General features: G+C 70.5%; 21 protein-coding genes, 2 tRNA genes and 1 pseudogene. 6 read left to right on the forward strand and 18 right to left on the reverse strand.

Annotated features, from left to right (window positions below; all coding sequences use genetic code 11):
• Positions 1–30: 30 nt before the first annotated feature.
• Positions 31–195: a hypothetical protein gene (locus H504_RS42080; RefSeq protein ID WP_169735428.1), complete on the reverse strand. Its 165-nt coding sequence runs from the start codon at positions 193–195 to the stop codon at positions 31–33.
• A 154-nt stretch (positions 196–349) separates the two neighbouring features.
• Here H504_RS42080 and H504_RS0120110 point away from each other — a divergent pair.
• Positions 350–422: transfer RNA gene (locus H504_RS0120110), tRNA-Asn, on the forward strand.
• A gap of 272 nt (positions 423–694) precedes the next feature.
• Here H504_RS0120110 and H504_RS0120115 read toward each other — a convergent pair.
• The gene (locus H504_RS0120115; RefSeq protein WP_026424236.1) at positions 695–982 is read right to left on the reverse strand and encodes a hypothetical protein; all 288 of its coding nucleotides are present in this window, start codon (positions 980–982) and stop codon (positions 695–697) included.
• 443 nt (positions 983–1425) lie between these two features.
• Between H504_RS0120115 and H504_RS0120120 the strand changes: the two genes are divergently transcribed.
• Positions 1426–1499 (forward strand) — tRNA-Ile (locus H504_RS0120120).
• Positions 1500–1522: 23 nt separating this feature from the next.
• Here the strand turns inward: H504_RS0120120 and H504_RS0120125 are convergent.
• The 5 genes from H504_RS0120125 to H504_RS0120145 form a co-directional block, all read right to left on the reverse strand.
• Positions 1523–2107, reverse strand: coding sequence for a dihydrofolate reductase family protein (locus tag H504_RS0120125; RefSeq protein ID WP_026424237.1), 585 nt, complete (start codon positions 2105–2107; stop codon positions 1523–1525).
• Positions 2104–2919 carry a metalloregulator ArsR/SmtB family transcription factor gene (locus H504_RS0120130; protein ID WP_026424238.1) on the reverse strand — a complete coding sequence of 272 codons (816 nt, stop codon included), beginning with the start codon at positions 2917–2919 and terminating at the stop codon, positions 2104–2106. Before H504_RS0120130 ends, H504_RS0120125 begins: the two co-directional genes overlap by 4 nt.
• Positions 2920–2951: 32 nt before the next feature.
• The gene (locus H504_RS0120135; RefSeq protein WP_245614378.1) at positions 2952–3539 is read right to left on the reverse strand and encodes a PadR family transcriptional regulator; all 588 of its coding nucleotides are present in this window, start codon (positions 3537–3539) and stop codon (positions 2952–2954) included.
• A gap of 194 nt (positions 3540–3733) precedes the next feature.
• The gene (locus H504_RS0120140) at positions 3734–4147 is read right to left on the reverse strand and encodes a VOC family protein (RefSeq protein ID WP_026424240.1); all 414 of its coding nucleotides are present in this window, start codon (positions 4145–4147) and stop codon (positions 3734–3736) included.
• A 44-nt stretch (positions 4148–4191) separates the two neighbouring features.
• Positions 4192–4926 (reverse strand): tyrosine-protein phosphatase, encoded by a 735-nt coding sequence (locus tag H504_RS0120145; RefSeq protein WP_026424241.1) that lies wholly within the window; start codon positions 4924–4926, stop codon positions 4192–4194.
• A gap of 290 nt (positions 4927–5216) precedes the next feature.
• On the opposite strand from H504_RS0120145, the gene H504_RS36085 reads away from it, so the two are divergent.
• Entirely contained in the window at positions 5217–7322 is a 2106-nt protein-coding gene (locus H504_RS36085; protein WP_051386065.1) for a glycosyl hydrolase family 18 protein, read from the forward strand.
• A 60-nt stretch (positions 7323–7382) separates the two neighbouring features.
• Here H504_RS36085 and H504_RS0120155 read toward each other — a convergent pair whose 3' ends face one another.
• From H504_RS0120155 to H504_RS0120190, 8 genes are all read right to left on the reverse strand, one after another.
• Positions 7383–8354 carry a CobW family GTP-binding protein gene (locus H504_RS0120155; RefSeq protein ID WP_026424242.1) on the reverse strand — a complete coding sequence of 324 codons (972 nt, stop codon included), beginning with the start codon at positions 8352–8354 and terminating at the stop codon, positions 7383–7385.
• Between the two features lie 23 nt (positions 8355–8377).
• The gene (locus H504_RS0120160) at positions 8378–8854 is read right to left on the reverse strand and encodes an NUDIX domain-containing protein (RefSeq protein ID WP_026424243.1); all 477 of its coding nucleotides are present in this window, start codon (positions 8852–8854) and stop codon (positions 8378–8380) included.
• Positions 8851–9249, reverse strand: coding sequence for an OsmC family protein (locus H504_RS0120165; protein WP_026424244.1), 399 nt, complete (start codon positions 9247–9249; stop codon positions 8851–8853). Before H504_RS0120165 ends, H504_RS0120160 begins: the two co-directional genes overlap by 4 nt.
• Before the next feature lie 684 nt (positions 9250–9933).
• Positions 9934–10629 carry a copper homeostasis protein CutC gene (locus H504_RS0120170; protein ID WP_026424245.1) on the reverse strand — a complete coding sequence of 232 codons (696 nt, stop codon included), beginning with the start codon at positions 10627–10629 and terminating at the stop codon, positions 9934–9936.
• A gap of 323 nt (positions 10630–10952) precedes the next feature.
• A complete protein-coding gene (locus H504_RS0120175; protein ID WP_026424246.1) occupies positions 10953–11312 on the reverse strand; it encodes a VOC family protein in 360 nt (119 codons plus the stop codon).
• Between the two features lies 1 nt (position 11313).
• The gene (locus tag H504_RS0120180; RefSeq protein ID WP_157440527.1) at positions 11314–12366 is read right to left on the reverse strand and encodes a WD40/YVTN/BNR-like repeat-containing protein; all 1053 of its coding nucleotides are present in this window, start codon (positions 12364–12366) and stop codon (positions 11314–11316) included.
• 563 nt (positions 12367–12929) lie between these two features.
• Positions 12930–13580, reverse strand: coding sequence for a response regulator (locus H504_RS0120185; protein ID WP_026424248.1), 651 nt, complete (start codon positions 13578–13580; stop codon positions 12930–12932).
• Between the two features lie 2 nt (positions 13581–13582).
• Positions 13583–14797 carry a sensor histidine kinase gene (locus H504_RS0120190; RefSeq protein ID WP_026424249.1) on the reverse strand — a complete coding sequence of 405 codons (1215 nt, stop codon included), beginning with the start codon at positions 14795–14797 and terminating at the stop codon, positions 13583–13585.
• A gap of 97 nt (positions 14798–14894) precedes the next feature.
• Here H504_RS0120190 and H504_RS36090 point away from each other — a divergent pair, with 97 nt between their 5' ends.
• Complete coding sequence (locus tag H504_RS36090) at positions 14895–15659, forward strand: SGNH/GDSL hydrolase family protein (RefSeq protein ID WP_035305056.1); 765 nt, start codon at positions 14895–14897, stop codon at positions 15657–15659.
• 931 nt (positions 15660–16590) lie between these two features.
• Here the strand turns inward: H504_RS36090 and H504_RS36095 are convergent.
• The 3 genes and pseudogenes from H504_RS36095 to H504_RS0120215 form a co-directional block, all read right to left on the reverse strand.
• Positions 16591–17651 (reverse strand): annotated as a pseudogene (locus H504_RS36095) (FAD-dependent oxidoreductase).
• A gap of 45 nt (positions 17652–17696) precedes the next feature.
• A complete protein-coding gene (locus H504_RS0120210) occupies positions 17697–18110 on the reverse strand; it encodes a GNAT family N-acetyltransferase (protein ID WP_026424250.1) in 414 nt (137 codons plus the stop codon).
• Between the two features lie 20 nt (positions 18111–18130).
• Entirely contained in the window at positions 18131–18895 is a 765-nt protein-coding gene (locus tag H504_RS0120215; RefSeq protein ID WP_051386066.1) for a helix-turn-helix domain-containing protein, read from the reverse strand.
• Between the two features lie 77 nt (positions 18896–18972).
• Here H504_RS0120215 and H504_RS36100 point away from each other — a divergent pair, with 77 nt between their 5' ends.
• On the forward strand, positions 18973–19548 hold the full coding sequence (locus H504_RS36100; protein ID WP_157440528.1) for a TIGR03086 family metal-binding protein: 576 nt from the start codon (positions 18973–18975) through the stop codon (positions 19546–19548).
• 10 nt (positions 19549–19558) lie between these two features.
• A complete protein-coding gene (locus H504_RS0120225; RefSeq protein ID WP_026424252.1) occupies positions 19559–20596 on the forward strand; it encodes an NAD(P)/FAD-dependent oxidoreductase in 1038 nt (345 codons plus the stop codon).
• Positions 20597–20632 lie beyond the last annotated feature (36 nt).

A 20632-nucleotide genomic window follows, 5' to 3' on the forward strand; every position in this document is an offset into this window, starting at 1 on the left:
GGGGGGGACCACCGCACACAACCGGGTGATCTACCGGCGCAGTTCCTCCACCTTCGCCCGCGCGATCCCCGCCGCGCCCTGCACGGCAGGGTGATCCGTGATCCGCCGGTACGCCCGCAGGATCTGCTCGTACCGCCCCCGCCCCGCCTTGGCGCCCAGGACGTACCCGATCCCCGCACCCACCAGGAACCTCACCACCGCGCCTCCACACCCCGATCCGGTCCATCTCGTTCCATCCTCCCCCACCAGCCCCACCCATGCCGTCCCGCCACCGGGGTACCCCCTGCGTGTCCTTGGTCGACATGCGCTAGAGTTACCACCCGTCGGCCCCCAGGGGGCCGGACGACAATCCTCCATAGCTCAATTGGCAGAGCATTCGACTGTTAATCGAAGGGTTGATGGTTCGAGTCCATCTGGAGGAGCAAGAGACCCGTTCTCCCAGGTCAACACCCGGGAGAACGGGTCTTCTTCGTTCTGCGGCGGCTACCTCAGTGCTCGGTAACACTTCGAGCCGAGGCTTTCACCACGACGATCCAACCTGCCGTCGTTGCCCCACCTGCGGTGGCACCCTCACCACGGACCGTTCAAGTCGGACTGTTCGTCTGCGGATCGGTGCAGCCGGAGCAACACGCACCCGACGCGACGCTCCGCTGCTACGGGATGCCCTCGCCCGACTCGGCGCCGTCGAACGCCGTCAGGCTGGGGCTTCTCGTGGCGGCGTCCGTACAACTGCGGCGCCCACCAGTATCAGGGCACCGGCGCCGGCAAGCGGCCACCCAATGCTGCGGCGGGTACCAATGGCCGATTCGCAGTCCTCGGTCAGCAGCTCGTTGATGTTGTGGGCCACACCCTTCATCGCGTCACCGCACTGAACGTCCGTACCGGCGACGGAGGTTGACGTGGGGGTGGCGAGCAGCAGGATACCTACGAGCAGCAGGAGTGCGCCGAAGATCTTGGCTGCGGGACGTGGGGCGATGGTCACGCCTCGCATGATCGGCTGATGATCCGTTGGTGTTACGAGGCGGCCCCCTGCGGTATGCCGGGGGCCGCGGCTATCACAGCCGACCGGTCCGGATCGCGGTGACAAGGTTGCCGACGTCGACATGCAGCGATGCCCCTCTGGGGTTCTTGCTGTCTCGAACCGCGCCTAGATCGTCGGGGCCCTCCGGATCGCTGCTTCGGACATGGTGACCCACAGTCCGGGCGCGTCCGGTGCGGTGAGGCGGGTCTGTCGATCGGCCCCGGGGCGGCAACCAGCGGCTCGACATCGGCTCGATCGTTGAAGGGGCTCGACGCGAGCAGGGCTCGGGCATAGTCCGCAGTCTGGAGCGCGCGCCCGCGTTTGGCGGCTTCCCGACCAGAGTTGATCAAGGTAGGCGGCAGGTGTCCGCTCCACGAACACCCTGGGTAAGATCCAACGGGCTGGGGGCGGTAGCTCAGTTGGTCAGAGCAGGGGACTCATAATCCCTTGGCCGTGGGTTCGAGCCCCACCCGCCCCACTCTCCGGCGCCGCTGCCCCTCGTTACCGAGTTCGGTCGTAGACCAACGCCATTTCGCCCAGGGAGCCGGTTTCCTGGTGGGTGAGGGTCCACTTGGACGCCGGGAAGTTCTCGAAGAGGCGGTCGCCGCCGCCCGCGAGTTCGGGGGTGACGATCAGGTAGAGGCGGTCCAGCAGGTCGGCGGCCAGTAACGGCTTGATGATGCTGGGGCTCGTGTTGACCAGGATGTCGCCGGTGCCGGTGGACTTGAGGTCGGCGATCACCTGGGGGACCGGGTCGTTGGCGAGGCGGGTGCGCGGCCAGGGGGATTCGGCGAGGGTGCCGGAGAAGACGACCTTCTCGGTGTCGACGAGCCACTGGGCGTAGGCGCGGTCGCGGGGGTCCGTGTCGGGGTTGTCCAGGACGGTGGGCCAGAAACCGAGGAAGCCCTGGGCGCTGCCCCTGCCGAGGACGGCCGTGGTGGCGTTGGCGAGCATGCGGGTCATCTGGTCGCGGGCGACGTCGGTGGTGGCGTAGGGGACGATGGCGGTGAGGTCCATCGGGCCGCCCGCGCCGTGGTAGCGGCCGTCGAGGGTGAGGGCGATGTTGGCGGTGACGAGGCGGGTCATGACCGGGGCCTTTCGATGGTGGTGACGAGGTTGTCCAGGACTTGGCCCCAGCCCGCGGAGATGCCGGCGATGAAGGGGACCGCCTTGGCGGTGGTTTCGGTGATGTGCAGGTCGAGCCGCAGCGCGGTTCCGGCCGAGGCGGGGGATGCGGTGGCGGGGGACAGGGTCAGGTCGTAGTGGCCGGTGAAGAAGACCGCCCCGGCCGCGTCGAGCACCGAGAGGTCGAAGACCAGGTGTGACGGGGCGTCGGCGGTGTGCACGCGGCCGGACGACAGGTACCGGCGGCCATCGGCGTCCTGGTATTCGAGGACCGCGTCGCCGCCGGGGTCGGGGGCGATGGCGCAGGTGGTGATCGTCATCGACGGTGGGGCGCACCAGGCCGCGAGCAGGTCCGGGTCGACCCACTGCCGCCAGACCACGTCGACGGGGGCGGCCAGGGACCGTTCGAAGGTGAACGCGCGGCCGTCCGCCCAGCGGTCCTGGGCGACGGTGGCCTCCGACTCGATGGCCGCGCGGTACCGGTCGAGGACGTCCCGTTCACCCGAGTGGGCGACCGCGGTCGCGATCAGGGCGCGCAAGCGGTCTTCCAGGGTCCGTAACGGTGCCGTCTCGATGGCGTAGACGCGGCGTTGGCCCAGCGGGTGGACGGACACGATGCCCGTCCTGGCCAGGGTTTGCAGGTGTTTGGTGGTCTGCGGTTGGCGCAGCCCGGCCAGGTCGGCCAGTTCACCGACCGACCTGGGGCGTTCGGCCAGGAGCTCCACGATGCGCCACCGCGCGCCGTCGCCGAGTGCTGCTGCGATCTCGTCCACGAGGCAAGTATTCACCACGCAGAATATTCTTGTCAAGGAATGACTTGGCTCGGGGTTGGCCAGGCCAGCGAGCCGCTGTCCAGGTCGGCCTGCAGGGCGCGCACCCAGTCGAGTTCCCCGGTCACCCTGGCGAGCTCGTACTCCAGTTCCACCAGCAGGACGCGGGGGAGTCGCGGGCCGAGTTGGTCGAAGTCGGCGCGCAGCGCGGTCGCCGCCTCGGTCAGCGCGGCGGCCCGTTCGGCCAGCGCCTCCTGGGCCTCGCCAACGGAAACGCAGCCCACGTAGGACAAGGCGGCGACGAACGGGGTCGGGTCCCGGTCGGGTGTGGCGAGCAGTCGGCGCACTCTGGACCGCAGTTCGTCGCGGCCCGCGTCGGTCAGGCGGTAGCGGGTGCGTTCCGGGCGGTTGCCCGCGCGGGTGGTCTCGACGGCGATGACCAGGTTGTCCCGGCTGAGGCGTTCCACCGCGTGGTACATGCTGCGCGGCAACCCGACGACGAAGTCCTTGCGCGTGTCGATGATCTGCCGGTGCATGTCGTAGGTGTGCCGCTCGCCGTGGAGGAGCAGGGCGAGCACGGTCAACCCGACGAGATCGCGGTCGGCGCGGCGCAACGGGGGCACGCCCGCGACCGTATGAAGCGCGCCGCTATATGGCAAGCCGCCATAACAGTCGTCGGGTGTGGCACGGACGGGACACAGTGGACCGGTTGTCGGCACATCCAGTGGGAGCGCAACCGCGATAAAGGGACAAGCAACCCGAAAAGCGACAACACCGTGCCCGGATGGCGGACACGGTGTTGTGCGGGGGTGGGACCTCAGTCGCGCGGACCGGCGATGTTCACCAGCCACGGCACGCCGAAGCGGTCGGTGAACGAGCCGTACTCGTCGCCCCACATCTGCCTGGCCAGCGGGGTCTCGATGGTCGCGCCGTCGGTGAGCTTGTCCCAGTAGCCGCGCAGCAGGTCGGACTCGTCGCCGCTGAGGCTGACGGTGATGTTGGTGCCGGGCCGGTGCTCCATGCCGGGCGCGAGGTCCGCGCCCATCAGCACGAGCCCGGACCCGGTTTCCAACTGGCCGTGCATCACCTTGTCGGCCAGCGACGGGTCCGGCGCGCCGAACTCGCCGAAGGTGTTGACCACCAGGGTCCCGCCGAGCGCGGACTGGTAGAACTCCAGCGCCTCGCGGGCGGTGCCGGGGAAGGTCAGGTAGGGGTTGAGCCGAGAGGTCATCGCGGTCCTCCGTTCGGACTAACGGTCGCCCGGATCCTCGCAGATCAGGCTCGGTGCGTCCACGCGTGCGTCAACTTCTCGCGCAGCCCGCGCACGGTCGTGTCCGACACGCCCAAATAGTCCCGGAGGTAGGCCGTGGGGGAGCCGTAGTCGGAGACCAGGTCGACGAGGGCCAGTTCCATCGCCTCGGCGGGGGCGTGGCCGAAACCGGGCCAGGTCGACTCGTTGCCCTCGGCCCGGTACTCGGCCATCAGCCGCGTCCTGACCAGGGCGGTGAGCGCGTAGTCGGCGACCACGTCCGCCTCGGCCACGCCGACCGCGAGCAGCACCAGCGCGGCGAGCAGGCCGGTGCGGTCCTTGCCCGCCGCGCAGTGGAAGACCGCAGGCCCCGGGCTGTCCGCGAGCACCTCGAGGGCGGTGCGCAGTTCGACCCGGCCGTCCTCGGCGACCTCCCGGTAGCGGTCGGCCAGGAAGCGGCCGACGGGCCGGTCCTCGTCGAGCGCCGCCAGGTCCCACGGCCTGCGTTCGACGGGCAGGTGGTGGTAGGCCAGATCGGGCAGGTCGGGGACCCGGCCGCGCTTGTCGATCTCGTGCTGGTGCCGCAGGTCGATGACGGTGCGCACGCCGAGGTCCCGGAACCGCTCCAGGTCGGGTCCGGCCAGCTTGCCCAGGGAGTCGGAGCGGTAGTAGACGTTCCAGCTCAGCGTCGTGCCGTCGGCGGTGCGGTAGCCGCCAAGGTCGCGGAAGTTGTTCAGGCGCTCGAACCTGTGGTGTCTCACCTGCCCACTTTACGACGCGATGGTCTATCCACAGTGGACCAATTGACCTGCCGGCGCGAGTTTGCGGGTACCGGTCGAGATATCGGCTGGTCCACTTGAGACTGTGAATTCCCAGTGTTGGCCTGCGGAAATGCCCGCTTGGCGTGAATTGGCACAGATGCGCGGGGGTGGCCACCGTCTGCCGCAGCACTCTTGACATCGAGTTTGGTCTAGTCCAATTTTGTGGGGCACCACCGCGGTCGGGGTTGTCCGCCCGGCCGCGCACCCCCACCCTGCACTGGAGCGCGACAATGCGGCTGTCCAGACCACTCTCCGCACTGCTGGCCACCGTGGCCGCGGCGGCGTCCGTCGTCGGGATCACCCTGGCGACCAACTCGGCCCAGGCGGCGCCTGCGGCGGCCAAGCCGCTGCCCGCCCGGGTGTTCGCCCCCTACTTCGAGGCGTGGACCGGGGAGAACCCGGCCACCCTGTCCGCGGCGTCCGGCGCGAAGTACCTGACCATGGCGTTCATCCAGACCGCCAGCAAGGGCTCCTGCACCGCCCTGTGGAACGGCGACACGTCGATGCCGATCGGCTCGACCTTCGCCGCCGACATCGCCAAGATCCGGGCCGCGGGCGGTGACGTCATCCCGTCGTTCGGCGGCTACACCGCCGACACGACCAACACCGAGCTGGCCGACAGCTGCACCGACGTCAACAAGATCGCGGCCGAGTACGAGCGGCTGGTCACCACCTACGACATCAGCCGGATCGACCTCGACATCGAGGCCGACTCGCTGGACAACACCGCCGGTGTCGACCGCCGCAACAAGGCCATCAAGATCGTGAAGGACTGGGCCAAGGCCAACGGTCGCACCGTCCAGTTCTCCTACACCCTGCCCACGACCACCACCAGCCTGGCGGACAACGGCAAGGCCCTGCTGCGCAACGCGGTGACCAACAACGCCGAGATCGACGTCGTCAACCTCATGACGTTCGACTACTACGACAACGCGGGCACGCACAAGATGGCCGAGGACACCAAGACCGCGGCCCAGGGCCTGGTCAACTACCTCGCCTCGCTGTACCCGAGCAAGACCCAGGCCCAACTGTGGGGCATGGTCGGCATCACCGAGATGATCGGCGTCGACGACTTCGGCCCGGCGGAGACCTTCACCACCGCAGACGCCCCGACCGTGCTCGCCTGGGCGCAGCAGAAGGGCATCAACACGCTGTCCTTCTGGGCCCTGCAGCGCGACAACGGGAGCTGCGCCGGTGGCCAGGCCGCCGACAACTGCTCCGGCATCCAGCAGGACCTGTACTACTTCAGCAAGCAGTTCCAGCAGTTCACCGGTGGCACCACCAACCCGTCGGACGACTTCTCGCTCTCGGCCAACCCGACCTCGGTGAGCGTCGACCCGGGCAACACCGCCACCTCGACCATCAGCACCGCCGTCACCTCCGGCAACGCGCAGACCGTGACCCTGTCCGCAGGCGCGGCGCAGGGCGGCGTCACCGCCGCTGTTTCCCCCGGTAGCGTCACCGCGGGCGGCACGGCGACCGTCACCTTCACCGCCTCGGCCGGCGCGACCCCGGGCACCTACACCTTCACCGTCACCGGCGCGGCCGCCTCCGGCAGCCACACCGCGACCGTGTCCGTCAAGGTCAACGGCACCCAGCCGGGCAACGACTACTCCGTGACCCTTAACCCGGCCTCGGTGAGCGTCGACCCGGGCAAGACCACCACCAGCACCGTCACCACCGCCGTCACCAACGGCAGCGCGCAGACCATCACCCTGAGCGTGCCGAAGACGCAGGGTGGCGTGACCCTGTCGGTCAACCCGACCACGGTCACCGCCGGTGGCACCGCCACTGTTACCGCTACCGCGGCCGCGAACGCCACCGCGGGCAGCTACGACTTCGCCATCGGCGCCTCGGCCCCGTCCGGCAAGAAGTCGGCCACGCTCACGGTCAAGGTCAACACCAGCACCCCGCCGGGTGGCTCGGTGACCAACGGTGACTTCGAGTCCGGCTCGCTGTCCCCGTGGACCGCGGCCACCGGGACCGCCGTCGTCAACTCCGGCGCGCACGGCGGCACCTACGCCCTCTCGGTCGCGGCGACCAACTCCAGCACCGGTGAGGCCGCGCAGGCCATCACCCTGCAGCCGAACACCGCCTACACCCTGAAGGCCTGGCTCAAGGGCACCTACGCGTTCATCGGTGTCCGCGGCGGCGCGACCGCCAGCATCTGGGCCTCGCCGTCGGACTGGCAGCAGGTGTCGCTGCCGTTCACCACGGGCGCCAACGGCGCGGTGACGATCTACGTCCACGGCTGGTACGGCCTGGGCACGGTCTTCGCCGACGACTTCACGGTGACCCAGGGCACCGCCAAGGTCGCCAAGCTCGCCACCAAGTAAGACCTGCGGATTGTGAAACGCGGCGGGCACCCCAGTGCGGGGTGCCCGCCGTTCCCGCGCTTACCGGGGTAGGTACCTGGTGATGGACAACAGGTCCAGCGGGTCGACGTCCTCGCCCGCGGTGGTCTCGGTCGATTCCAACGCGGCCCGGATCGCTTCCGCGTCGAGGTTCGCGCCGATGAGCACGAGGGTGGTCCTCGCCGGTCGGTCCGCCGCCTCGGTCGCCCACACGGCCGCCCCGACCGTCTGCAACCCCAGCGGCTCATCCCGGCGGGCGAACCACGCGAACCCCTTCATCCGGTACAGTCCGGGCGGCCGCTCGGCCAGGAACCGGGCGAACCTCCTGGGGTGCAACGGGATTCCGGTGTCGAACTCGACGCTGGTGTACCCGGCGTGCAGGTGCTCCCCGTGCTCGACAAGGTCCTCAAAGGACAGTTGCCGCTCGACCGGGTCCGGCCGGTCGACGGGGTCGAACAGGAGATCCGGGTCGACCCGGCCGAACTCCGTTGGTACGACTGGGGTTTCGCCCGCGAGTTCGCGCACCAGCTCCAGCACCCCCGGCTCGGCCCGGTCGACCTTGTTGAGCAGCACCAGATCCGCCTGGCGCAGGTGCAGGTCCAGCCGGGGGTGGTCCTTCCGGGTCGCGGTGAACTCGGCCGCGTCGACGACCTCGACCAACCCGCCGTAGCGGATGTTCGGGTTCGCGCTGGCGAGCACCAGCTTCACCATCGCGGGCGGCTCGGCCAACCCGCTGGCCTCGATGACGATCACGTCGACCGGCCCGTCCGGCTGCGCCAACCGGTCCAGCATCGCGTCCAACTCGCCGGGGTCGACCGCGCAACACAGGCAACCGTTGCCCAACGACACCATCGAGTCGACCTGGGCCGCCACGGTCAACGCGTCGATGTTGACCTTCCCGAAGTCGTTGACGACCACCCCGACCCGCAGGTCCGACGTGTGCAGCAGGTGGTTGAGCAAGGTGGTCTTGCCCGCGCCGAGGAAGCCGGCGACCACCAGAACCGGGATATCCACGCCGGAGAGGGTAACCGTGGCTCTTACCGCCCGCCGAAGTACCTCGCCACGGCGTCCGTGTGCAGCGGGAACGCCAACTGGACGGGCCCGTGGATCAGCTCCCAGCCTCGTGTCTCGTTGGTGGCGATCGACGCGGGTAGCGCAGTCCTGGTGGTCTTAGCCGCCACACCGAACACCAACAATGTGCTGTCCGGCGCGCTTACCGTGTCGAACAGGGAGATGCCTTGAGGGTCTGTGTCGATGTTGGCTTCTTCCCGAAGCTCCCGCGCCGCCGCCTCCCGCCACGACTCCCCGTAGTCGACGAACCCACCAGGCAAGGCCAACGCCTTCGGCTCGATGTCGCGCTGGACGACGAGAAGGGCATCGTCGACAGGGAGCAGCAACACGGCTACGGGGGTCGGATTGAGGTAAGAGGTCTGCCCGCACTGTTGGCACTGTCGAGGCCAGGGGAGATCCTGCGGGTACTGGCTGCCGCAGTAAGAGCAGTACGAGTTCCTCACCGGTTGATCTCCATCTCGACACCGGCCGACCGTTTCAACGTCCGCGTCACTGTGCACAACGCGTCAACCGCCCGGTTCACCACCGCCACCAACTCGTCCCTCGCGGCCTGATCCAACCCGGCCACGTCGACGCCGACGTCAACCCGCACCCCGTCCAACTCGTGCGCCCCCTCAGGCCGCACATCCGACGCGGCCACCCTTGGCGCGGCCCCCGTCCGCCGCATCACCAGCTCCTCCGCCGTAATCCCCACACACCCGGCGACCGCGGCCAACAACAACTCGACCGGGCTGAACACCCCCTCCATCCCCGCCCGCCCGACCTCCACCGCGGCCCCACGCCCGTTCACCGCCGTGAACACATGCTCCCCGGTCCGCTCCGCCCGAATCGTCCCCACGCCCTCACCCCTCACTCAACCCCGATCACAGTCGCCCCGGATCCCACCGCATCCAACCCCCGGAACACCAGAGCCGCCCCCCGCCAAACAATCCGGTGAACCCGCGCCCCGCCCATCCCCGGGCCTCCCGGGCGCCCATGCCGCTGACCTGGTCACCACCACCGGGACCAGAGCGCACCCGCCGTCCGTTGATCACCTGCCGCCCGACGGCTCGAACCTGGTTATCCGGCCCGAACACCGCAACTCACGAGCACGCCCGCACGCGCTCGCTCAGCGGAGCGATGTCGACCCGGCCGCGTTCCGCGTCACCAGCACGCCACCACCAACCGTGACGGACACGACGAATCGCACCGGCTGATCACCGTGCCCCCACCGGCGCCGAAGTGGTCGCTTCCCACCACGAGCGACGGGACATCAAGTCCGCCAGATCGAGCCACCACCGCGAGTGCCCGACCCCGGCCACCCCACCGCTCCCAGCCACCCCCACCACCCCCAGGCGGCCCCCACCCTCTCCGGGGGCAGCCCTCGATGCCAGTCTACCGGTGGGGGGTGACAGTGGATCTTGAGAAGGTGGCCGGAGAGGTTCTCCTGTGGATAACTTCTGTCGCTGGGACGGGTGAAGGTCGTGGTGGCGGGCTGAGGTCGTCGGGGTGTGTTGACCTGCGGTTTTGCCCGAGAAGAAGATCAGGCGTCGAGGAGTTCGCGGAGGGTGCGGACCTGGTCGGCCGCCACCGGGGTTTGCCAACTGTCGCGCACCAGGCCGCCCGCGTGGATGGCGTTGACGCCGATGGAGCGCAGGCCCGGGACGTGCGCGTGCTTGAGGCCGCCGCCCGCGAGGAGGCGGATGCCCGCGTCGCGCCAGTCGTCGCGGGCGGCGAGGCGGGGGAGGCCGGTGTCGAGGCCCTGGGCGGAGCCCGCGGTGAGGACGGTGTCGAGGCCGGGGAGGCCGCGTAAGGCGGCCCAGGCCTGTTCGGCGTCGGCGGCGTGGTCGACGGCGCGGTGGAAGGTCCAGGGGGAGCCGTCGATGGCCTCGACGACGGCGCGGGTGGCGGCGAGGTCGACCTCGCCGGTGGGGGTGAGGAAGCCGAGGACGAACTCCTGGGCGCCCGCGTCGCGCAGTTCGCCGACGGTGGTGATCAGGTCGGCCAACTGGTCGGCGTCGGCGGTGAAGCCGTCGGTGGTGCGCACCATCACCCGCAGCGGGATGTCGACCGCGGCCCGCATCTCGGCGACGAGCCGCGGGTCGGGGGTCAGCCCGTCCCGGTCCATCTGGGCGACGACTTCGATCCGGTCGGCGCCGCCCTGTTGGGCGGCGACCGCGTCGGCGACGGTCAGGGCGATGATCTCCAGCAAACCGCGCTGTGGCGAGGAAACGGTCACAGCCACCATCATCCGGCCTGGCCGCGGTTTTGTGATGCCCAGGGTCGGAAAATCCCGCGGATCGCACGGGTTGGCCACGACTCCCGACCGGGAAAAGTGGTCCAGACCACATGAATTGACCGCTGATCTTGTGTGGTGACCACAACTTCAGCTCCCAGCGGGCCGCTGTGGACGCCCGCTCGGACCCGCCGGAAATAGTGGTCCAGACCACATTGTGGTTAGCGCCCGTGAACCGCGAGGCGTCCGTTTTCCGGATGTGCACGTGTGCGAATACGACGATGCCCCGGTGACGACCCGCCGTCACCGGGGCACCGCGGCCGCGATCAGGCGCCGCGCAACACGCAGAACTCGTTGCCCTCGGGATCGCCCAGAACCGCCCAACCCCGACCGTCCGGCCTGCGCAGGTCGGCGACCATGCTCGCCCCGGCCGCCAGCAGCCGGTCGACCTCCTCGTCGCGCGGGCCGTCCGGCCGCAGGCACAGGTGCACCCGGTTCTTCACCGTCTTCGCCTCGGGCACCCGGTTGAAGTACAGCGTCGGCCCGCCAGGCTGCGCGATCCACACCTCTTCGTCACCCGGCGCGCACTCCGGGTCCACCGGGTGGCCCACGACCCCCGACCACCACTGGGCCAACGCGTGGCTGTCGGTCGCGTCGAACGCGATGTTCACGACGCTGGACGGCACGTCAGAACCCCAACCGGGCGACCCGACCGTGCTCGCCCGCGGCCCAGCACGAACCGTCGGACGCGCAGTCGACCGTGTCGAAGCTGCCCTTGTCGAACGACCGCCACGTCCGCCCGTCGTCCACGGTCAGGTCGCTGCCGGTCGGCCCGACCGCGACCGCCACCGTCGGCAGGAACGGGTACCAGGTCACCCCGGACCGGTACCCCTGCGGCGCCGACGCGGGCTTGCGCCAAGTGCGTCCGCCGTCACGGGTCGTGCCCAGCGCGTCGACCGCGCCATCCGGCTTCGCGTAGTCACCACCGACCGCGATGCCGTGGTCCCGGTCGCGGAAGGCAGTGGCGAACACGCCCGCGCTCGCGTTGCTGGCCAACACGGTGTCACCGACCGTCCAACTACGGCCCCGATCGGATGAATGGAGCACCCGTGCCCGCGCCCCACCGCCCGTCGCGATCCACGCGTCCCGCGAACCCGACACGCTGACGCACTGCCCGCTCGCCGCGAACGCGAACTCCCCGTCGAGCGCCGCGGGCATCCGGTCGGTCGGCAACACGGCCCACGACCGGCCACCGTCTTCAGTGGACAGAACCCGGAACTTGCCGTCGACCGGGTCGCTCAGCACCAGCCCGTGCTGCCGGTCGAAGAACGCCATGCAGTCGAAGAACGCCGTCGGCTCGGCGTTGCGGTACGCCTCAACCCAGTGCGCGCCGCCATCGTTCGTCCGGAACAACCGGGACTGGTCACCCGGCCCGATCGACATCGCGACCGCCGTCCGCGCATCGAACGCCTCGACGTCCCGCAACTCCAACGCGGCCGTGTCCGGCGGGGACGAGCGGGACCAGGTGCGGCCACCGTCGATGGAGCGCAGCACCGCGCCGCCACTGCCGCTCGCCCACACCACCTTGTCGCTGACAACGGACAAACCGCGCAACCGCGCGTCCGACCCGGTGGAGGAGAGCCGCCAGGTCAGGTCATGACCGTGGGCGGCGGACGCGGGCAACGCCAAACAGCCCACCGCCACCACGACGAGCGCGCTGAGGATGAAAGGTCGCTTCATGCCGGGACCGTAGACCAGCCGGACCTGGTCGAACAGGTCCGAACAGCCGCACATCGGAGGTTTGCCCGCCGCTGGCTTCAGCCCCTGGCTCCCCTTCCTGACAGGCAAACTTAGCCACGCGCGACCTGCCTGACCGCCCCCGCTCCGGCCAAGCACGCCACGTTGCCCATTCCCCGGCCTTGACCAGCCACATCCGCCCCGCCCGACGCCCTGGCTCTCACCCGCCCCGGCCATTGACACCGCTCACCCCGGCCGCTACGCGAGACCCCACCCACCCGGGGGCTGGTCGCCCATTCCTGACGATAGCGCGTTCGGCGACTTGTCAAGAGGGACAACGGTTGGACTGTGGACGGGTCTGTGCGTTGTGGATAACCGGGTCGAGTGGGCGCGGCGGAGCAGGGTGACGGTAGCTGTGTGAACAGCGGCCGGGTTCATAAAGAGGCGGTGGGCGTGAGCAGGCGGCGGTGGTTGTGCGAACACAACGGCCGGACCCGCGAAGAGGCAGCGAGCGGGCTTGGCGGGGTGTGAATGGAGCCGCGAGCCAGCGGGCGGAGAAGGGACTGTCAGCGGGTGACGAGGCCTGCGTGGTAGGCGAGGAGGCCTGCCTGGGTGCGGTTGGCGCAGTTGAGTTTCACCAGCATGCGGGACACATAGCTCTTGACCGTGGCCTCGCTGAGGGTCAGGCGGGTGGCGATTTGGGCGTTGGACATGCCCTCGCCCAGGGCGGTCAGGACCTCCGTCTCCCGTTCGGTCAGGTCGCGCACCCGGTGCAGGGCGCGGTCGCGGGCGGCTTGTTCGCCGACCTGGGCGGCCACCAGGCGACGGGTGGCGGCGGGGGACAGCACCGTGTGCCCGTCGGCGGCGACTCGGACCAGGCTGATCAGGTCTTCCGGTGGGGTCGTCTTGACCAGGAACCCGGCCGCTCCCGCGCGGAGTGCGCGGATCACGTACTGGTCGGCGTCGAAGGTGGTGAGGGCCACGACGGCGGGTGGGTTGGGCAGGCGGGAGAGGCGTTCGATGGCGGTCAGGCCGTCGACGCCGGGCATGCGGAGGTCCATCAGGACCACGTGCGGCTCGTGCCGGACGACGGCCTCGACGGCGGCGGCGCCGTCCTGGGCGGTGTCGACCACGTCGATGTCCGGGGCCGAGCCGAGGATGGTGCGCAGGTGCGCGCACACCATCGGCTCGTCGTCCACCACGACGACCCGGATCAACCTCATCTACCCGCTTCCCCACCCGCCGGGACGTACGCGGGCAGCACGGCGTCCACCTCGAAACCGCCGCCCGGTCGGGGACCCGCGGTGAGGGTGCCGCCGACCAGTTCGACCCGCTGCCGCAAGCCTGCCAGACCGGCGCCGGAGCCGGTGCGGGAGAGTCCACTGTCGACGGACCGGGTGGCCGGGTCGTTGCGGACGGTCAGCCGCACCCGGTCGCCGCTGTAGCGGACGTGCACCCGGGTCGGGGCGCCCGGCGCGTGCTTGCGGATGTTGGTCAGCGACTCCTGCACCACCCGGTACGCGGTGCGGCCCACGGTCGGCGACGTCAGCGCCGGGTTGCCGTCGAGCACCAGGTCCACCGGCACGCCGACCGACTCCGACTCGGCCACCAGCGTCGACAGGTCCGGTACCGCCGTCGGCTCGTCGGTGGCTTCGCGCGGCTGCCGGTCGTCGCTGGTCTCGTTGCGCAGCACGCCGACCAATTCCCGCAGCTCGTTCAGCGCTTCGCAGCCCGCCGAGCGCAGCCCCTCCGCCGCGGTGCGGGTGCGGTCGTCCGGACCGGTGACGGCGAGGGCGCCCGCGTGCAGCACCATCAGGCTGACCCGGTGGGTGACGACGTCGTGCATCTCCTCCGCCAGCCGCACCCGCTCGTCGGCGCGGGCCTGTTCGGCGAGCAGGTGCTGTTCCCGCTCGGCGCGTTCGGCCCGGTCGGTCAACGCCTGGACGAGGCGGCGGTGGGCGCGCGCGTACAACCCGATCAGCGCGGGCAGCACGAGCAGCAGCACCGACCCGAGCAGCAACTCCGCCGACGTGTTCCACGGCCGCACGACCAGGCCGATCAGCAGCGCCACCAGCACCGGGCCGAGCACGGCGCCCGCGTAGACCATGGCGTTGTAGACGTAGACCGGGGTCGACACCGGCATCCACGGGTCGGTCGCCTTGAAGTCCGGGTTCCAGTCGCCGCGGCCGAGCCACTCCAGCAGCAGGTACGCGGAGCACAGCCCGATCGTGGCCACCACCAGCAGCACCGGATACCACTTGCGCACCACCAGCAGCCCGGCCATGCCGAACGTGACGACCCCGTCGACGCAGCCCGCGAAGGTGGCCGGGGTGCTGTCGAACACCATGCCCCCGACCTGCAGCGCCAACGTCACCGCGACCGGCAGCAGGTAGAAGAACGCCTCACGCCTCGTACGCCACAACGGCTCCCGCACGGGGGAACGGTACCGACCCGGCTCGGCAGGGGGGGCGGATCGGCACCATTCGGGTGGGCGGCGCCGCAACGAAAGTTGCTGGTTAGCATGGCGCACGATGAACGCCTACACCAGCATGGTCGCCGTGGGCGACTCCTTCACCGAAGGCATGTCCGACTTCGCGCCGAACGGCGACCCGCGCGGCTGGGCCGACCTCGTCGCCGCCCGCCTCGCCGCCGACACCCCCGGCTTCCGCTACGCCAACCTCGCCATCCGCGGCAAACTGGTCCGCCAGATCGTCGACGAACAGGTCGACCCGGCCGCCGCCATGCGCCCCGACCTGGTGACCTTCGCGGGCGGCATGAACGACGTGCTGCGTCCCGGCTGCGACATGGCCGCGCTGACCGCCCGCGTCTCGTACGCCGCGCGAACCCTGGCCGCCGCGTCCGGCAGGCTCGTGCTGTTCCGCGTCATCGACCCGACCCGGCGGATGCGGGGCAGCTCCCGCCTCCTGCCCCGGATCAACCGACTGCTCCGACTGGTCGACGACTTGGCGGCCGAACACGACGCCGTGGTCGTCGACCTCTTCTCGTCCCGCGTGTTCGACTCACCCGCGCTGTGGGCCGACGACCGCATCCACCTCAACGCGGAAGGCCACCGGCGCGTGGCCGAGGCGACCCTCCGCGCGCTCGGGTTCACCCCGGCCTTCGACTGGGACACACCGCTGCCCGCCGACCCCGCCCACTGGCGCGACCGAGCCGCCGCGGACCTGCAGTGGGCCCGAACCCACGCGGGCCCGTGGATCGGACGGCGCCTCACCGGGCGGTCCTCCGGGGACGGACGGGTACCCAAGCGGCCACACTTGGAGCCGTTCACCCCCTGACCCGTTCACCCTTTGCGCGTTCCCCCCTGACATGTTCGCCTGTGAGCTTGCACCCCTTGGGCCGTGCGCTCCCTGAGCCGTTCACCCTTTGAGGCGTTCGCTTTGAGCCGTGCATCCCCTTGAGCTGTGCCCCCTGAGGCGTTCGCCTTTGGGCTGTCCACCCTTTGAGCCGTTCTCCCTGGAGCAGCCCACCCCTGGGCCGTGCACCCTTTGAGCCGTTCTCCCTGGAGCAGCCCACCCCTGGGCCGTGCACCCTTGAGTTGTCCACATGCGGCAGTGCCGTCCACAGCTTTCCACCGCGGCCCTTGACAAGCCGCTTTCCTCGCTATTCTCAGGAATGGGCCCCCGGCCCCCGGGTGGGCGGGCTCCTGCGTGGACCCGGGTGGAGTTGGCGTCAATCGCTGGGTCGGGTGAGTACTGCACCCGAGCTCTGGGTGGGGGCTGTGGTCAATTGCGGGGTGGGGTGGGGCTTGGCGGACCGCAGGCGGTGGGAGTCTGCGGCCGGGTGGGTGGGGTTGTCCACATGCGACTCGGGTGTCCACAGGTGGGGCTGTTGGCCTCTTGACAGGTTGGGATTCGGGTTACGGTCAGGAATGGGGCCCCGGGCCCCGGGTGGGTGGGCCCCTGCCTGGACCCGGGTGGAGCTGAGGTCAACGCTGGATTGGGTGAGTGCGGTGGCCTCGGGCTCGGGTGGGCGAGCTCCTGGGTGGAGCCGGGATCGACCGCTGGGTCGGGTGAGTACTGCGCCGCGAGCTCTGCCTGGATCCGGGCGGAGTTGGGGTCAATCGCGGATGGGTCCTCGATCAGGTGCGGGTCCAGCGGGGTCTCGCTGGGTCGGGGTGACGTGGGGGCCGGGTGGGATTGGCCGGGGGTGGGCGGGTCGGCGGCGGCAGGCTGCGTGGGGCCGTGTGGAGCCGGGGATGGAGCGGGGTCAACCGGTGAGTTGGGCGATGTGGCGGCGGGGTGGGTTGCCGGGGGTGGCGAGGTGCGTGCGGAGGGTGGCGACGGCGGCGCGGCCTGCGCGGGTGGCGCCGATGGTGCTGGCTGAGGGGCCGTAGCCGATCAGGTGGACGCGGGGGTCGGTGGTGACCTGGGTGCCGGTCATCGGGATGCCGCCGCCGGGGGTGCGGAGGTGGAGGGGGGCGAGGTGGTCCAGGGCGTGGCGGAAGCCGGTGGCCCAGAGGATCACGTCGGCTTCGACGGTGTGGCCGTCGGGCCATTGGGCGCCGGTGGGGGTGAGGCGGGTGAACGCGGGGTGGCGGGTCAGGACGCCGGTGGCGCGGCGATGACCTCGGGGGTGAGGCTGAGGCCGGTGACACTCACGACGCTGTCCGGGACGTGGCCGGCTTCGACGGTGGCGGCGACCTTGGCGACGACGGCGCGGCCGTGTTCGGGGGTGAAGGGGCCGTCGCGCCAGATCGGGGGGCGGCGGGTGACCCAGGTGGTGGTGGCGGCGACCTCGGCGATCTCCAGGAGGGCCTGCACACCGGAAGCTCCGCCGCCGACGACGATGACGCGTTTGCCGGTGAACTCGGCGGGGCCGCGGTAGTCGGCGGTGTGGAGTTGGCGGCCGGTGAAGGTGCCGGGGTAGTAGGGCCAGAACGGCTTGTCCCAGGTGCCGGTGGCGTTGATGACGGCGCGGGTCACCCAACTACCGGCGCCCGACTCGACAAGCAGGTCGCCGGCGGCCTCGCGGACGGCTTTAACGGTGACGGGGCGCAGTACCGGCAGGTCGAACTCGTGCTCGTAAGAGCCGAAGTAGTCGCCGACGACCTCGGACGCTGGTAGGTCTGGGTTGACGTGGGGGAGGGACATGCCAGGGAGGTCGTGGATGCCGTGCACCTTCCCCAGCCGTAGGGTCGGCCAACGGTGCTGCCATGCGCCGCCGGGGGCTGGGTTGGCGTCGAGCACCACGAACTCCAGGCCACTGCGGCGCAGGAAGTAAGCAGCGGACAGGCCCGCCTGCCCCGCGCCGATCACCACCACGTCCATACCGGCTACAACGCCCAACCCGGCCGCCGCCTTTCGTTCCTTCCGTCACAGCCGCGGGCGGCGTTCCAGGTAGGTCTCGTCGGGGCGGGCGAAACCGAAGGACGCGTAGAGCCCATGGGCGTCACTGGTGTGCAGCATCCACCGGAACCGGGCGCCGGGACCGTCGTCGACCATGGTGCGGACCAGGGCCTTGCCCAGGCCGTTGCCGCGCGCGGACGTCAGCACGTACACGTCCGCCAGGTATGCCTGGCTGATCCCGTCCGACACCGCGCGGGCGAAGCCGACCTGGGCACCGGTCGACCGGTGGTACGCGCCCACCACCCGCCACGCCGACGCGAGCTGGGTCTCGACGTCCGCGCGAGTCCGCCAGCGACCCCAATACGCCTCAGTGGACAGGTACGACCAGACAGCGTCGACATCGATACGGGTGGGGTCGTCGTCCAGTTCGTACTCGCTCATGCGCGCAAACTAGCGAGCCACTAGCCCGCCCGGTAGCGGCCCGGTGAGGTGCCGATGGCGGCGGTGAACTCGCGGGTGAAGTGGGCCTGGTCGCTGTAGCCGAGTTCGGCGGCGAGCCCGGCCCAGTCGACCGGGCCACCGGCGTCCGCGCGGGCGGCGGCCTCGTGCATCCGGTGCCGCCGGATCACCCACTTCGGGCCGACGCCGACGTACTCGTTGAACAGCCGCTGCAGGCCGCGCACGGTGATGCCGGAGACCCGGGCGAGGTGGTCGACCCTGGTGAGCGCCAGGTCCGCGGTGATCTGCCCGACGAGCTCGCGGACCTGGTCGACCACCGGGTCCGGCGCGGGCAGGCGGGGTAAGAGCACCGCCTCCGCCTCGGCGACCATGGTGGCGTCGTCGGTGGCGTCGGCGATCGGCTTCTCGGTGCCCTCGACCCCCAGCCAGTCGGTGACCGCCAGGGTGCGGTCGGTGAGGTCGGCGACCCGGCCGCCCAGCCACGGCCGGAACCCGCCCGGGTGGAACCGCACGCCCAGCACGTGCCCGCGCCCGGCCAGCGTGCGGGTGAACCGGCCGCGCAGCACCCCGTACACCTTGGCGCCGCCCGGCTCGAACACCAGGTGCACGTTGGGGTGCGGCACGACCTGCTGGGAGAACGGCTCGGCGAGGTCCCAGGACACGATCCAGTGGTACTCGACGAACGGGCCCAGCGCGGCCGAGGGCGCGACGGTGCGCAGCCGGAACTTGGTCCGGCCGGTCCGCTCGTCCAGCACTCCGCGCGCCACGCCACCACGGTAACCCCGGGCACCGACAGTCGCGTTTGTTCAAGACGCCGAACCGGTCGGCTGCCAAGCTGCACCACATGGACAAGAGCCTGATGACGCGGGCCACCGAGCACGTGGTCGCGATCGCCCGCACGGTCACCCCGGACCAGTTCGACCTGCCGACCCCCTGTCCGGAGTGGACGGTGCGGGACCTGGTCAACCACCTCACGCTGTGGAGCGGCGTGGTCGCCGAGCGGGTCACCCGCAGGCTGCCGCCGCCGGAGGACGGCTCGGAGGACCAGGCGGCCGACCGCTCCGACCAGTGGCCCGCCCTGTTCGTCGACACCGCGACCCGCGCCGCCCGGGGCTGGGACGAGCCGGACGCCCTGGACGGCGAGTTGGTCATGATGGGCGATCCGCGGCCCGCGAGGTACTTCCACGACATGCTGCTCGGCGAGCTCGTCCTGCACGGCTGGGACCTGGCGAAGGCCACCGGTCAGGACCTCCCGGTCGACGAGGACGTGGCCGTCCGCGTGCGCGACGCGTCCGCCGGTTACGCCGAGCAGGCCCGTGAGTACAAGGTGTTCGGGCCGGAGGTCCAGGTCGGGTCGGACGTGTCCGCGTTCGACCAGGCGCTGGCCGTTTCGGGCCGGGACCCGGGGTGGCGGCCGTAATGTGGCGGGCATGACGTGGGACGTGCTGGTGGTGGGCGGCGGTATCGCCGGGGTGTCCGTTGCGGCCGAACTCGCGCGGGACCGCGCCGTCTTGCTGGTGGAGGCCGAACCGGTCTTGGCCAAGCACACGACGGGGCGGTCCGCCGCCGTCTACATCCCCAGCTACGGCAGTCCCGTCGTGCGTGCTCTTACCGCCGCGAGCTATCCCTTGTTCGGCGATGGCATCCTCAGTCCGCGTCCGATGCTGTGGGTCGGTAGCGCTACCGAGGTCGCGCACATGGACTCCACTGAACCGGTGTCGATTGATGACGCTGTCGGCATGTGTTCGGCACTACGAGCAGACCGGATCGAAGCCGCCGCCGTCGACAACGGGACGATGGACATCGACGTCATGGGTCTGCATCAGCGCTATGTCCGCGAGCTAAGAGCACGCGGTGGCGAAATCCGCCAAGGTGCCCCGGTTACCGCCATCAGCCGTGATGGCGCCGCCTGGCGAGTGAACCTGGGGAACGAAGAGATCGCGGTAGGCACCGTGGTGAACGCCGCTGGACCGTGGGCGGACAAGGTCGCCGAGTTGGCAGGCGTACCCGCGCTTGGTTTACGCCCATTGCGGCGCACTATCGCCATCGCCGTCGGTAAGCCCGTCGACCCGGGGTGGCCGTTGGTGTCAGACGTCGCCGACACGTTCTACTTCCGCCCGGAAGGCCCCGGCGTGCTGGTGTCCCCCGCCGACGAGACCCCCGCCGAACCGGGCGACGCCAAGCCGGATGAGGTGGACGTGGCGTTGGCCGTCGAACGGGTCAACCACGTCACCACGCTGGAACTCCGGTCGGTCCGCACCGCCTGGGCCGGTCTGCGCACCTTCGCCGTCGACCGGGAACCCGTGCTGGGCGCGCTCCCCGACCACCCCGGCTTCGCGTTCGTCGCCGGTCAGGGCGGGTACGGCATCCAGATGGGCCCCGCCTTGGCCGTCGCCGCCGCGAGGATCATCTCCGGTGAACCCGCCGGGATCGACCCGGCGTCCGTGTCGCCCGCCCGCCTGCGCTGACCGCCGCGCCCGATCCGCACTATCGTGGGCGCACCG

The sequence above is a fragment of the Actinokineospora inagensis DSM 44258 genome (assembly GCF_000482865.1).
GTDB lineage: Bacteria > Actinomycetota > Actinomycetes > Mycobacteriales > Pseudonocardiaceae > Actinokineospora > Actinokineospora inagensis.